The sequence below is a fragment of the Anaerosacchariphilus polymeriproducens genome (genome assembly GCF_003363435.1).
Taxonomy (GTDB): domain Bacteria; phylum Bacillota; class Clostridia; order Lachnospirales; family Lachnospiraceae; genus Anaerosacchariphilus; species Anaerosacchariphilus polymeriproducens.
On record NZ_QRCT01000013.1, the window covers coordinates 1 to 13,859 of the forward strand.

Consider the following 13,859-nt stretch of genomic DNA (forward strand, 5'->3'; position numbering starts at 1 on the left):
GTTTTTTCACAGCCCCTTTATTATTTGAATCTCTATTAATTTACTATTTTATAATAAGCTTTTGCAGTCATACTATAAACCAATGTGTAAATTACAGCAAATACCAGTACACATGATATCGTACAAGTGATAAACAATGACGTATTAAACAAATTCATAAGGAATAATATCTTATTTAATATTTTAAAGGCAAAAGCTACATGAATTGCTGCCATAACTAATGGAATGAAAAATACCATGACGATTTGACTTTTAATCGTATTTCTTACCTCAGATTTGCTCATACCTACCTTCTGCATAATAGTATAACGCTCTTTATCATCATACCCTTCTGAAATCTGTTTATAATAAATAATAAGGACTGTTGCCATCATAAATGATGTTCCTAAAAAAACTCCAATAAACAACAGACTACCATACATAGCTTTAAATTCAACTCTATTTTCTTCTCTAAATTCAATATATGCCGTTACATCTTTCGATTCTTTTATTTTCGTTTTTATTTCTTGTACATAATCAGCATATCTCTCCATTTTAGGGTCTAAATTATATACATAAGAATGCTTGATACTTGAATCCGGCTTCTTAGCATCATTTGCTGGACCTGCGATTTCTTTTACTGTATCAATATCCTTTACGACCAAATAATAACTATCCAGGAGTCTTGTTGTTGAATCCCCAGGTATTGGCATAGAGCCCACCTGTTCTTTTATTTGATATGTTTTACCTGCAATTGAGACTTTATCGAATTTATAATCCTTTTTATATGAATGAAATAATATTTCATTATCATTTAATGCTTTCTTGGTTCCCAAAAGTCGATTATAATCATCTAATGTGTAAATCTCTACTAATGACGATTTATTATTATAAACATTCTCTATCTTTTTAAATGTTGTTCCGTTTTTATTTATTAACATACTTCCTGTAGAATATGATTTTAAATCTGATACTTTTACATTATATTTTTTATTTACCTCTTCTATCATTCTATTTAATTTTTCATTATTCTCATTTGAAATATAAGATTGATTTATCTGCACTTCATATGGATAACGGAATTTTAATTCATCTTCTATTCCCAAAAACAATGAGACCGTAGTTGATAGAATAACAAGAACCGTTGTACTTAAGATACAAATATTGGATAGACCTACGGCATTCTGCTTCATACGGTATATCATACCGGATACACTTGTAAAATGATTCGTTTGATAATAAAACTTCTTATTTTTCTTCATTATTTTTAAAATTACGATACTACCGGCAACAAACAAACAGTGTGTTCCAATCATTACCATTATGACTGCAATTAGAAATAAGAAAATAGAATCTATTGGAGACTCGGTAGTAAGTGCAATATAATACGCTCCTGCTAAGGAGGCAAGCCCTACTAGTGCTATTAACCATCTTGTCTTAGGTTCTTTTTCTCCATGTTGCCCACCATGTAATAATTCAATAGGATTTGTTAATCTTATTTGTAAAAAGTTATACAGTAATGCTGCTGCAAAAATTCCTGTAAATAGTACAAAAGTATACAGTATCGCTTTCATAGAAATGATATACTTTAAAAAAACAACATTACCTAATATTTTAAGAAATAGAAGAAATAATAATTTACTAAATACTGCACCTAAAATTAGTCCTAGCACAACACTAAATAAACCTACTACAATGGTTTCTAACATAAGTACTTTACCAATATGCTTTTTTTCCATACCTAATATATTATATAAACCTAACTCTTTTTTCCTATTTTTTATAAGAAAACTATTCGTATAGAATAAAAAGATAGCAGAAAATATTCCTACAACATAATTACCAAATCCTAAAACCGTTTTTACACTAGCTCCACCTCGAATTTTATCAAAACCACTAGTGTTAGAAATATTACATAAAATATAAAATACAATAATCATACCTATACTGGTTAAAATATAAGGAATATAAGTTTTAGAATTTTTCTTAATATTTGTCCACGCAAGTTTCAGATAAAAAAGACTATTCATCCTTATCACCTCCGGCAGAAATCAATGTTAATGTATCAGATATCTTTTGATACAACTCATCATTTGTTGCATTTCCTCTATACAATTGGTGAAATACTTCTCCATCTTTGATAAAGAGTACTCTTCCGGCATGACTTGCGGCTCTGATACTATGCGTTACCATTAATATGGTCTGTCCACTTTTATTTACTTCTTTAAATATCTTCAACAATTGGCCCGAAGCTTTTGAATCCAAAGCTCCTGTTGGTTCATCTGCTAATAATATTTTTGGATTCGTAATTAATGCTCTTGCAACCGCTGCTCTCTGTTTTTGACCTCCTGATATTTCATAAGGATATTTTGCTAGAATATCTTCAATTCCCAATTTATTTGCTATAGGTTGTAATTTTCTATACATTTCATCATAATGTTTACCTGCCAATACCAACGGTAAAAAAATGTTATCTTTGATAGAAAAAGTATCTAAAAGATTAAAGTCCTGAAATACAAAACCCAAGTTATCTCTACGAAATGCTGCTATTTCTTTTTCTTTTATCGTTACCATATCTTTTCCGTCCAGTACGACTTCTCCACTGGTAGGTTTATCCAAAGATGCAAGTATATTTAATAACGTTGTCTTTCCAGCTCCGGATTCCCCCATAATTGCTACATATTCTCCTTCTTCCACAGAAAAATTAACATCCGTCAAAGCGGTTACTTTATTTCCTCCAAATCTGGTGGTATATATTTTTTTTACTTTTCTTACGTCTAAAATATCCATTTTTATTTCCTTCCCTTTTTTATATTTCATTTGTTACTAACAGTATAAGAAAAAAAGAAATGTACTGCCATAACTTTGACTTACATTTCTCCTTTTAACCTTACATTTTTGTAACATTACTCTTTTATCGTCTCATCACTCGATAAGTCAATCTTCACCTTGGTCCCAAAAGCTGGTTTTGATTCTATTTTAATTTTATGTGACAGCTTGTCCAATACTTTTTTGCACAAGTACAATCCAAGTCCGGTAGACTTCTTGTAATTCCTTCCATTGTATCCTGTAAACCCACGTTCAAATACCCGAGGTAAATCCTCTTCTTGAATACCAATTCCCGTATCTTCAATCACTAAGATATCTTTATTCTGCACATAAATTGATATAGTTCCATTCGCTGTATACTTTATGGCATTGGATAAAATCTGTTCCACAACAAAAGAAAGCCATTTTTTATCCGTTAAAACGATTGCATTCGTATCATTGAAAACTAGTTTTAATTTCTTTGCTATAAAAACTGTAGAATATTTTCGAATTGCACTTTTAAGTACCTCATCCAATAAAATCTTTTCTAATTTTAAATCTGAATTCATTGTATCTAATCGTAAGTAAGATAGAACCATTTCTACATATTGTTCAATTTTGAACAATTCTACTCTAAGATCTTTATAGCCTTCCCCTTCTTTTGATTGTAACAATATACTCATTGCAGCTATCGGGGTTTTAATCTGATGTGCCCACATAGTGTAGTAATCAATCATATCTTTATCATCGATTGCCTTTTGTAATTCAAGTGAATTTCTTAATTCAAATAAGTTTGTTATTAAATTTTGATAGTCTTCTTCAAGCAAATCCGCTGGTACCGGCAAACGGTCAATCGATATATCAATCTCTTTTAAAGCAATAACTAAAGCCATATGTTTTCTATAAAAAAGATAAAAATCCACACATGTATAAAGTAATCCTATGATGCCACAAAGCTCAAATGCATATAAAACAACATCTGTCTTTTCTCGATTTAAATAAAATACGACAACACAGATAAAAAAATTTATAAGAAACATTATGATTGATTTTATATGTAACTTGAAATAACTTCCTAATAATTTTTTCATTCTATTATATATCCAATTCCTTTTCTTGTTAAAATAAATTCTTCTAATCCAAGACCTGCTAATTTCTTCCGAAGTCTGGTGATATTCACCGTTAAAGTATTATCATCAATATAACTGTCATTTTCCCATAAGCGTGTCATAATAGCGTCCCGGGAAACCGTTTTTCCTATGTTCTCAAATAGAATTTGAAGAATTTTAAATTCATTTTTAGTTAATTCTATTTTTTGTTCTAGGTACATAAATGTATTATCACTTATATTAAGAAATGTCTGCTTGTGTTCCATGACATTTACTTGACCGGCAAATGCATAGCTCCTCCTCAATATAGCCTGTACTTTAGCAGTTAACACATTCAAATCAAACGGCTTTGCTATAAAATCATCTGCACCTAAATTCATAGCCATTACAATGTTCATATTTTCAGAAGCTGAGGAAATGAAAATAATAGGCACCTTAGATACTTTTCGAATTTCATTGCACCAATGATATCCATTATAAAATGGTAACGATATGTCTAATAACAAAAGTTGTGGGTCTAATTCTAAAAATTGTTCTACGATATTTTTAAAATCTGTTAAATATACAGCCTGATAGTCCCACTTTTGTAGATGAGAACATAATGTTTTGGCTATTGTTAAATCATCCTCGATTATTAAGATATTATACATAATCCCTCCACGTTCAAGTATCTTCTTTCAATTAATTATAAATGTAGTTTCCCATCAATTCAACTTTTTTCTAAAAAAATAAAAGACATGGAGCATTTCCATATCTTCTATTTCCACTTTATGGCTGAGTACCAAAAAATAATAATTCTTCATCATCCGTTGCCGCTTCTTCCTCTTCTTCAGGTCCAAACAATTCTCCACCTGCAATTAAAGTTGATAATGATGCACCCAAATAATTAAACATTAAAGCCAGCTGAGCTGCTTCTTTGTCTGTACAGCATTCTACAATAGTACATGCTACAGAAGCAATTGTTAAGATACGTTCACATGAATTCATTTCTTCACCTCTTTTAATCAATTACTTAGATAAAACATCATCACTAATAATAGTATTTATCATCCATCGCTAATGTTAATCTTCTTTCTACTTCAAACCAATTTATTAAATTCCACCAATTTTCAATATACTCTCTTCGTCGATGCTGATATTCTAAATAATATGCATGTTCCCACACATCACATACAAGTATAGGAATACCTCCCCATTGTGTTAAATTCTGATGCTTACCTGCCTGTAGTATCTCCAATCTTCTCCAAACTGGATGCCATATTAAAACCCCCCAGCCGGAACCTTCCACTTTTTCACATGCATTTATAAATTGTTCCTTCCAAGCATAATAATTTCCAAAATAACTAATTATTTGATTTAATGTTTCTACACCGGGTCGTCCTCCTGTTCCAACAGGAGTCATAATTGTCCAAAAGATACTATGTAAAATATGTCCAGAACCATTATATGCAAGCTCATTTTCCCAATACTTGATATATTTAAAATCTCCTAATGCACGTGCATCAACTAAACTTAATTCAGCTTTATTCAAATTGTCAACATATGACTTATGTAGTATATCATGATGAATCCTTAATCCTTCTTCACTAATTATTGGTTCCAGTGAATTATACTGATATGTTAGTGGCGGCAGCTTATGTTGACCTGGCGGTACCATATATTCCATTTTTAATTCTCCTTTATTAAAATACTCTATAATAGTATATTCTCTATTAACATTATTGTTCCAATTTAAAACCAATATTGCATATGATTGTATTTCTTTTTCTTTAATGCTATAATTACGAAAAGATTTACAAAATAGTCATAAGGAGATTGTCATGAGAGAAAATAAAGTACTTACCCCGGAAGAAGTGGCTGGTATTTTAAAAATTGCAAAGAATACTGTATATGAATTGATTAAACGCGGAGAACTTACCGCCTATAAAGTTGGAAATAAAGTACGTGTTGACCAATCTGATCTAAACTATTATATCCAACGCAGTAAAGGTACATCTTCAAAATCAATGCAGGTAAACTCCTCCAAAGATTTTCAAACATTCCCTATTCAATCCACTTTTACAACAAATAATGATTCACAGCTCATCTTATGCGGACAAGATCCATCTTTAGATATCCTAGCCAACATAATACAGAATCATCCATTGGGTACACAGGTTCTGCGTTCCTATATAGGAAGTTTTTCCGGTCTGATTTCTCTTTATTATGATCGATGTCAAATATCTGCATCTCATCTTTGGGATGGTGATAATGATATCTATAACGTACCATATATACGACGTTTACTACCAGGTATTCCATGTATTATTCTTCGGATTGCAAAACGTACACTAGGTTTTTATGTCGCCTCAGGAAATCCTAAAAATATAGTACACTGGTCTGACTTAACTCGAGATGATATTATAATGATAAACCGTGAAAAGGGTGCTGGTACTCGAGTTTTATTAGATGAAAATCTCAGACTACTTTCCATAGTTCCTCATAATATTAACGGTTATAACAATGAAGAAACGTCTCATCTTTCGATTGCAAGCACCATTTCCAGAGGTATTGCAGATGTTGGTATGGGAAATCAAACCATTGCAAATAGTGTGCAAAATGTGGATTTTATTCCACTCAAAACAGAGTGCTATGATATTGTTATTAAGAAAAATAGTTTAGACCAACCAATATTTCAACTAATCTATGACATTATCAATTCTACCGAATACAAAAATGCCTTAATTGGTTTAGGTGGATATGATACCTCTGAAACTGGATTATTAGTAGCTGAAACATAAATTTCTAAATTCAATTTTATTACTATATTCCAAATATTTATTTACAACTAGGTGATGAGAGGCAAAGAAATCATTGTTCCCATATGAAACCGATTCTCTTTTGCCTCTTCCACTTTTGACTTTTTCTGCTATCCAAATATATGATTTATTTTTTTAATATAATCCAATAACCAGTTTCATCATTAATTATTTCATATGTATTTACTCTAGATTTTTCAACAATTTCTCTATAGTTTTTAATACGTCCTCTTCTTTCTTTTACCTTTAAGAGCCATGTCTCATCGATTTCCTGCATTTTAGAAGTAATTATCTTCTTTAACTCTTTAGTCCCAAATCCTCCTCCAATATAAGCACAGCCTCCCGGTTTTAAAACTCTGAAAATTTCATTCATTGCTTTTAATTTATCTTCCCAAAAAAACAAGGAACCTCTACTAATGACTAAATCAAAATAATTTTCACGAAATGGCATGTCTTCTACATTACCATGACAAGTATATGCTCTTTCATTTAAATTTGCCTCTTCTATTGTCTGTTCTGCAATTTTGAGAACTTCGGAATCTAAATCAAACAAACACAGTTTCATATTTGTTTTTTTTACAATTGACATTCCCAAATAACCAGGACCACACCCAATATCTAAACATATTCCATTCTTATCTACATCCTGGTATTGTAATATTTGTTTTGCAATAACAGAGTATATTGGATAAAAAATATTTTTGGAAATATAAGAAAATTCCATTGTTTTCAAACTCCTTTCTTGCAACAATTATTCGGTTATCTGTTTCCTCTTTTTAATAAGCGGTCTATCTGAGCTTCTGTCAAATCATAAGAGTAATACAACTTATAAAATTTCTTGACCTCTTTCTTTAAATCATACTTAAATATTTCTGGGTATAGTATTTGTGCAGTCCATTTCAACCCAAGAATAGTATTTGCTGAAGGTGGTCGGTCAAACCAACTAAACGGTACGTTCGGAACTTCATATATATTTCCATTTTGTATGGCTCTTAAATTTTTCATAACGGAATCATTTTGCATATAATCATAAGCAGCCTCAGTTTCGGTATGTCCTGTAATAATCAGATCCGGATTCCATTTAATTAGCTGCTCTACAGTCACTTCGGCTCTTCCATAACTACTTACTGGTTTCACATCTGCAACATTAATTCCTCCTACCAAATCCAACACTTGGGTATGAGGAGAGCCAGCTGGGTCTGTCTGAAGTCCTGTGGATGTTTCTGCATAATAAACTCTAATCTTATCTTTTTGTGGTATATCCTTTACTTTTTTCTTAACTTCTGATAATGTCATAGACACATAATTTCCCAATTCGTCTGTTCTATCCCTTTGATCTAATAAATCTCCTAAAAATTTGTAACTTTTATCCATCGATTTTAAATCAACGCCAACAAAAACAACTGGTATTCCTAATTTTTTTTGAAGATTGTCCGAAAAATCAACGGTTTTATCTACAATCGTCCCTGCATTTATAATAATATCAGGTTTTACTTTTGCAATTTCTTCCATATTCCCATTATTCCCTTGCCCAAACCAACCTCCTAATACAGGAAGACTTGTAAATGAAGATGGCATAAATTCTTTTACATTATCACTCAATTCATAATTTAAACCTGCTAATAAGTTTGGAGAAATTGTATAAGTAATAATTGTACCTACTGGGCTTGTACAGTATACCTTTTTAATATTTTTTGGCACTTCCACAGTCCTATCTGCCATATCAATCACAACCTTTGTTTCCTTTGTCTGCAATTCCTCTTCTGTTTTTGTTTTGTTTTTTCTTTCTATCTTGGACTCTGTATTTAAAGTTTCACTCGTTTCTTTTCCACATCCAAAACATAGTAATATTAAAAATACGATTATTATAAATATTCCTTTTCTAAAAATTATTTTCATGATTTCATCCTCCTTAAATATTAAATTCATGATAAACTTGTCTGCAAAGCTGGTATGTAACTTTCATAAAAATTTCCATCCCCTTTCTTAATCTTTGACACTTCAACGTTATAAATGTCTTTGATTAACTGAGGTGTCATAATATCTTTTGGAGCTCCAGTTCTTATTAATTTACCACCATAAAAAACAATTACCTGATCACCGCATAATAAAACTTGTTCAGGCGAATGAGTTGTCATGATTACGGCAAATTTTTGTTGCCTTAACCTTTGTATCTGTTCCATCACTTTTATCTGGTTCCCATAATCTAAATTAGAAGTGGGTTCATCCATTATTAATATCGGTGCCTCCTGAGTTAACGCTCTGGCTATCAAAACCATCTGCCTTTCACCACCACTTAATTCTGTATATAGTTTTTCTTCTAAATGCATTATCTGAAGTTTATTCAATGCTTCTCTTGCCTTTTTATAATCTTCCCTAGAAGGCCTCCTTTGTTTTCCCATATAGACCAATCGTCCCAAAACCACCACGTCAATCACTTTAAAAGCAAAAGCCATCTGATGTGCCTGAGGTACATACGCTATATTTTTAGCTATGGTTTCTCGATTCATTTGATTCAAGGACTGATTATTTATTAAAATCGTTCCATTCAAAGATTTTAAGAATCCAAGTAATGTTTTAAAAAATGTAGTTTTTCCAACTCCATTTGGGCCAAACAGGCATAAAACCTCTCCCTTTGATAATTGAAATGAAACGTTTTCGATTACAGTCCTTCTCTTATAACCACAAGCTAAATTTTCAACCACTAAAATCATACTAAACCCTCCTTGTACGAAACAATAGAAAAATAAAAAATGGGACACCTATTATAGATGTAAGAATGCTGATGGGAATTTCTACACTGAGCAATGTTCTTGACAGATTATCAATAAACAGCAAATAAATGGCACCCATAAACATCGAAGCTGGTATTAACATTTGATTATCAGGTCCAACCGCCATACGTACAAGATGAGGTATAATTAAACCAATCCATCCTATGATACCTGTCATAGATACACTCACAGATGTAATAATTGTACTGCAAATAATAATAATTACTTTTAACCTTTCTGTTTGAATTCCAAGAGCCATTGCCTCTTCTTCTCCAAATGCCATGGCATTCAATTTCCATCCCGTCCATAATAGTGGCAAGCTGCATAATAAGATTGGAATAATTAACCACAACAACTCGTCTTGTTTTATTTGTGTCAAACTTCCCATTAGCCAAAATGTAATGCTTTGAAGTGCATCATTCGGATCTGCCAAATACTTAACACAGGAAATAAACGATTTAAACAAAGTGCTAATCACCATTCCTGAAAGTATTAGAAATAGAATATAATGACTTTCCTTACCAACGATATAACTTAAAAAATATGTAATCATAACTGCAAAAATTCCAAATACAAATGCCAGTAATTCTACTTTCCAATAGCAAAACCCTAATAAAATTCCTAATGATGCTCCAAACCCCGCTCCTGATGTTACTCCTAATATATCAGAGGATACCATTGGATTTCGAAAAAGTGCTTGAAAAACTGAACCAGAAATTGATAGTGCTCCTCCAACTACCACTGCTGCAACAATCCTTGGTAAACGAATCTCGTAAATTATTTTGTATATCATAGGGTCATTGATACGTTTTATACCTGTAATTTTTTCTAAAGATATCTGTAGAATTTGCTTCATGGTTATTTCATATCTTCCCAACATTAAAGAAATACATATAGAAACTATTAGTAAAATAAATAAAAATATAATGGATATTTGATTTTTGTACTTTTTCAAATCTGCCCACTTCCTTTCTTGCTATAACCAAAGCTTTCTGTATCCATATTGAAGCGTTTAGATAATATCTACTTCATAGTTTATCTATAAATAAATAAAAAAGGATCATAGATGCCGCCTCTTTGCAACTATAATCCATCTCTTTTTATCATATTTAATTTATTAATCTTAATCATTTAATCACTTTTTGTTATGTTTTAATTATTTTTGTTTATTTTCAAACATTTTAACACCGTTTTGTTTAGTAGTCAATATGTTTTTTTGTAATTGCGCACGACGGGTACACAACAAAAAGCAGAAGCAGAGGTTCTATCCCTCTGCTTCTGCTACAATTTTTTCCAGAACATTAATTAAGTCGTTCATGGTATACAATTGCACATTACGTTCTAATATCATATTTTTGAGATCAAAAGAAAGTGTCTCAAATTTATCTTTTATTTCTGGTGCAATATATGACATAATTATCACCTCAGAAATAGTATAACCAGATTTAAAAATTTATTTCTTTTTTTAAAACAAAATTTTAATAATTATAAAACGAATCATCATCGTCAAATGAATCGTTTTCATATTCTTTTGTCCAATCGATATTATTAGTTCTTTTTAATTTTACCTGTGGTCTTGCGTTTTGAGACTTTGCTTTTCTATTGTTAGAATCTATTTTTTTCTTCATAACCTTCTTTTCTTTTTCTAAACGATTAATGATTTCAAATTTATCCGGTTGTTGCTCTTTCACTTTTGTCTCTTTTACTGTTCCGGAAGATTTACTTCTAAAACCTTCATTTTTTCCATCATCCCGATAAGAATTTTTGAAATCACGTCCTTGATTTGAATTTTGGCGATATCTGCTAGAATCTTTGGAATTCCGTTTTTGAAAGTCTCTTCCTCTAGTATCATTTTTTTGCAATTCCTTGTTGTCTTGGTTCATTCTTGGTTTTTGTCCTTGCCTGTCATAATTTTGTCTTGGTTGGTATTCAGATTTAGAATAATTAGCATTTCGATTACCTTGACCATCTCTTGTATTACTAAACGCCACGAAAAGTTCTCCTCTCAAATTACTATTAAATTAATTTTACTTCTTTATTGTATTATAAATATAATTAAAGTCAACAACTTTTCGTACTTTTTTCTAAATATTTTTCATTTAATTTTATTGCATTTCTTTACTATCTCTGGTAAAGTTAACCTATGTAAAAAATACTTAAAATTTATGAAAAGAAACGAGGTAAACTATATGAATAATGAAAATACACCTGATTTAGATGAAGAAGTAATGATTACTCTCGAACTTGATGACGGATCTGTTTTAGATTGTTCTGTTATTGCTATTTTCGAAGCTGGCAAAAATGAATATATTGCATTATTACCAATGGAAGAAGATGCGAATGAAGAAGAAGGAGAAGTTTTCTTATATCGTTATTCAGAAGATGCAGATGGTAATCCAAATTTAGAAAACATTGAAGACGATGAAGAATTTGAAACGGTATCAGAAGCATTTGATGAACTACTTGACGAAGCTGAATTTGAAGAGTTAGACTAATTTTAAATTTTAACAAAAAACATCAATCAAGCAACTTTGATTGATGTTTTTTATTCTTTCATCATTTCTTCCACAAATCTAGAAATTTTTAATTTTTTTTGAAACCGCTCTTTTATAGAATAAACAAATAGTTTCTCTTTTGCTCTGGTTACCCCAACATAAAACATTCTTCGTTCTTCTTCAATTTCTTCTTCTAATACAGCTTTTGGATGAGGTACAATTTCCTCACTAACATCCACTATATACACCTGATTATACTCAAGCCCTTTTGCACTGTGCATGGTCATTAATGTTACTGCATTTGTTTTTTCACTCTTTTTTAGCTGCTGTTCTTTTAACTCTTTTACATATTCTTCCATATGTAGGAACCAACTTTGAAAATTCGAAAAATCTTTTGATAATTCCTGTACTTCATTTAATATACCTAACAGTTCTTCCGGATTCATCTTTCGAAATAGAGCATACTCTTTAATATATTCATCATAACCAATAGCTTTGCGAATATAATTAATAGCCGCATAAGGTCTCATATTTTTTATTTGATTTATATCAAACCATAATTTTTCTATATAATCACACATCCACTCCTTATCTTGATAATAAGTTAATAAATTTTCGAACGAAATCTCTATATGATTGATACAATCCCTGCTAATATATCTTTTGGGGCGATTTATAATCTGCAAAAAGTCACTTCGTTTTCTTGACCCTAATGATATTTGTATATAAGCGATAATATTTTTTATCATCCAATGTTCATATATATTAGGCAGAATATCCTTCATACAAAACGGTATATTATATTCCATTAGTTTTTCTACCAACATTCTTGGCTGCGTATTTGTGCGAAATAAAATAGCAATTTCACTGTACTCTTTTCCCTTACTAAAATCATTCATTATATTTTGTACAATTTTATTATTTTCTTCCATTTGATTTTGAAATACCGCAAATTCTATTAATTCACCTGTATTACGCACGGCTTTTATATCTTTCTTGTATCTCTGGCTGTTTTTCTTAATGAGCCTGAGAGAATGTGTAACTATAGTATCTGTTGAACGGTAATTCTTATCCAATAATACAATTTGAGCTTTAGGATAATCTTTTTTATAATTCAACATAATTTCAGGTTTTGCACCTCTAAACCGATAAATTGATTGATCATCATCACCTACTACAAACAAATTGTTCTCAGGTTTAGCTAATAATCTAATGATATCATATTGAATTTTATTAATATCCTGAAACTCATCTATTAAAATATACTCGAATTGATTTTGCCAGCCTGTTAAGATATCTTTTCTATTCACTAATAACTCATAACAATACACTAACATATCATCAAAATCAATGAATCTGGATTTTTGCAATTTATCTTGATAATCAATAAATATATTGCGAAATGTATGCTCCGGACATGATTTTGAATAATAGTGCTCCAATGGAATTCTTTCATTTTTAACTGTACTGATCTCATTTAGCACATCTGCTATAAAATCCGTTTCGTCTTCCATTTCAATATCTAACTCTTTCTTATCTAAAATTTCTCTCACTAATTGATAGCTTTTCCCCTCGGGTAAAATATTTGAACTATTATATCCATAAGCGTGCTTTAAGATAGAAAAAAAGACTCCATGAAATGTCCCAAAAGTGACAGGGGACCTTTTTCCATTTGTAATGGATTCAAAACGTTCTTTCATTTCTCGAGCAGCTGCCTTCGTAAATGTGATAACAAGTACTTTTTTGGGATTTATATTACACTCTTCGATTAAAAACTGAGTACGTCTTGTAATAACTGCAGTCTTTCCAGAACCCGGTCCTGCAAGAACGAGCATAGGCCCTTGTTTATGATGAATGGCTTGTTTTTGAGATTGATTATAATTCATAGACTTCCTC

At 30.9% G+C, this 13,859-nt stretch carries 15 protein-coding genes; 2 read left to right on the plus strand and 13 right to left on the minus strand.

The annotated features are described in order from the left end of the window. Positions 1–35 precede the first annotated feature (35 nt). The 6 genes from DWV06_RS04545 to DWV06_RS04570 all read right to left on the minus strand — a co-directional run bounded on the left by DWV06_RS04545 (position 36) and on the right by DWV06_RS04570 (position 5,562). Positions 36–2,009: an ABC transporter permease gene (locus DWV06_RS04545; RefSeq protein ID WP_115480992.1), complete on the minus strand. Its 1,974-nt coding sequence runs from the start codon at positions 2,007–2,009 to the stop codon at positions 36–38. Beyond that, on the minus strand, positions 2,002–2,769 hold the full coding sequence (locus DWV06_RS04550; RefSeq protein ID WP_115480993.1) for an ABC transporter ATP-binding protein: 768 nt from the start codon (positions 2,767–2,769) through the stop codon (positions 2,002–2,004). Before DWV06_RS04550 ends, DWV06_RS04545 begins: the two co-directional genes overlap by 8 nt. Positions 2,770–2,885: 116 nt before the next feature. Continuing rightward, positions 2,886–3,878 (minus strand): sensor histidine kinase, encoded by a 993-nt coding sequence (locus tag DWV06_RS04555; RefSeq protein WP_115480994.1) that lies wholly within the window; start codon positions 3,876–3,878, stop codon positions 2,886–2,888. Beyond that, positions 3,875–4,546, minus strand: a complete 672-nt coding sequence (locus DWV06_RS04560) for a response regulator transcription factor (RefSeq protein ID WP_115480995.1) — start codon at positions 4,544–4,546, stop codon at positions 3,875–3,877. The genes DWV06_RS04555 and DWV06_RS04560 overlap by 4 nt, the downstream gene beginning before the upstream one ends. Before the next feature lie 118 nt (positions 4,547–4,664). Beyond that, a complete protein-coding gene (locus DWV06_RS04565; RefSeq protein WP_115480996.1) occupies positions 4,665–4,883 on the minus strand; it encodes a DUF6774 domain-containing protein in 219 nt (72 codons plus the stop codon). Positions 4,884–4,926: 43 nt separating this feature from the next. Continuing rightward, on the minus strand, positions 4,927–5,562 hold the full coding sequence (locus tag DWV06_RS04570; protein ID WP_115480997.1) for a superoxide dismutase: 636 nt from the start codon (positions 5,560–5,562) through the stop codon (positions 4,927–4,929). A 154-nt stretch (positions 5,563–5,716) separates the two neighbouring features. On the opposite strand from DWV06_RS04570, the gene DWV06_RS04575 reads away from it, so the two are divergent. Further along, complete coding sequence (locus tag DWV06_RS04575) at positions 5,717–6,676, plus strand: substrate-binding domain-containing protein (protein ID WP_115480998.1); 960 nt, start codon at positions 5,717–5,719, stop codon at positions 6,674–6,676. Positions 6,677–6,821: 145 nt separating this feature from the next. Here DWV06_RS04575 and DWV06_RS04580 read toward each other — a convergent pair whose 3' ends face one another. The 6 genes from DWV06_RS04580 to DWV06_RS04600 all read right to left on the minus strand — a co-directional run bounded on the left by DWV06_RS04580 (position 6,822) and on the right by DWV06_RS04600 (position 11,459). Beyond that, entirely contained in the window at positions 6,822–7,418 is a 597-nt protein-coding gene (locus DWV06_RS04580; RefSeq protein WP_115480999.1) for a class I SAM-dependent methyltransferase, read from the minus strand. Positions 7,419–7,453: 35 nt separating this feature from the next. Further along, entirely contained in the window at positions 7,454–8,593 is a 1,140-nt protein-coding gene (locus DWV06_RS04585; RefSeq protein WP_162300576.1) for an ABC transporter substrate-binding protein, read from the minus strand. 26 nt (positions 8,594–8,619) lie between these two features. Further along, on the minus strand, positions 8,620–9,408 hold the full coding sequence (locus tag DWV06_RS04590) for an ABC transporter ATP-binding protein (RefSeq protein WP_115481001.1): 789 nt from the start codon (positions 9,406–9,408) through the stop codon (positions 8,620–8,622). Position 9,409: 1 nt separating this feature from the next. Beyond that, on the minus strand, positions 9,410–10,423 hold the full coding sequence (locus DWV06_RS04595) for a FecCD family ABC transporter permease (RefSeq protein WP_115481002.1): 1,014 nt from the start codon (positions 10,421–10,423) through the stop codon (positions 9,410–9,412). Positions 10,424–10,732: 309 nt separating this feature from the next. Further along, the gene (locus DWV06_RS18605; RefSeq protein WP_193726000.1) at positions 10,733–10,882 is read right to left on the minus strand and encodes a hypothetical protein; all 150 of its coding nucleotides are present in this window, start codon (positions 10,880–10,882) and stop codon (positions 10,733–10,735) included. Positions 10,883–10,946: 64 nt separating this feature from the next. Next, a complete protein-coding gene (locus DWV06_RS04600) occupies positions 10,947–11,459 on the minus strand; it encodes a hypothetical protein (protein WP_115481003.1) in 513 nt (170 codons plus the stop codon). A gap of 198 nt (positions 11,460–11,657) precedes the next feature. Here DWV06_RS04600 and DWV06_RS04605 point away from each other — a divergent pair, with 198 nt between their 5' ends. After that, on the plus strand, positions 11,658–11,963 hold the full coding sequence (locus tag DWV06_RS04605) for a DUF1292 domain-containing protein (RefSeq protein ID WP_115481004.1): 306 nt from the start codon (positions 11,658–11,660) through the stop codon (positions 11,961–11,963). Between the two features lie 50 nt (positions 11,964–12,013). On the opposite strand, the gene DWV06_RS04610 is transcribed toward DWV06_RS04605, so the two are convergent. Then, complete coding sequence (locus DWV06_RS04610) at positions 12,014–13,849, minus strand: ATP-dependent helicase (protein ID WP_115481005.1); 1,836 nt, start codon at positions 13,847–13,849, stop codon at positions 12,014–12,016. Positions 13,850–13,859: the final 10 nt, after the last annotated feature.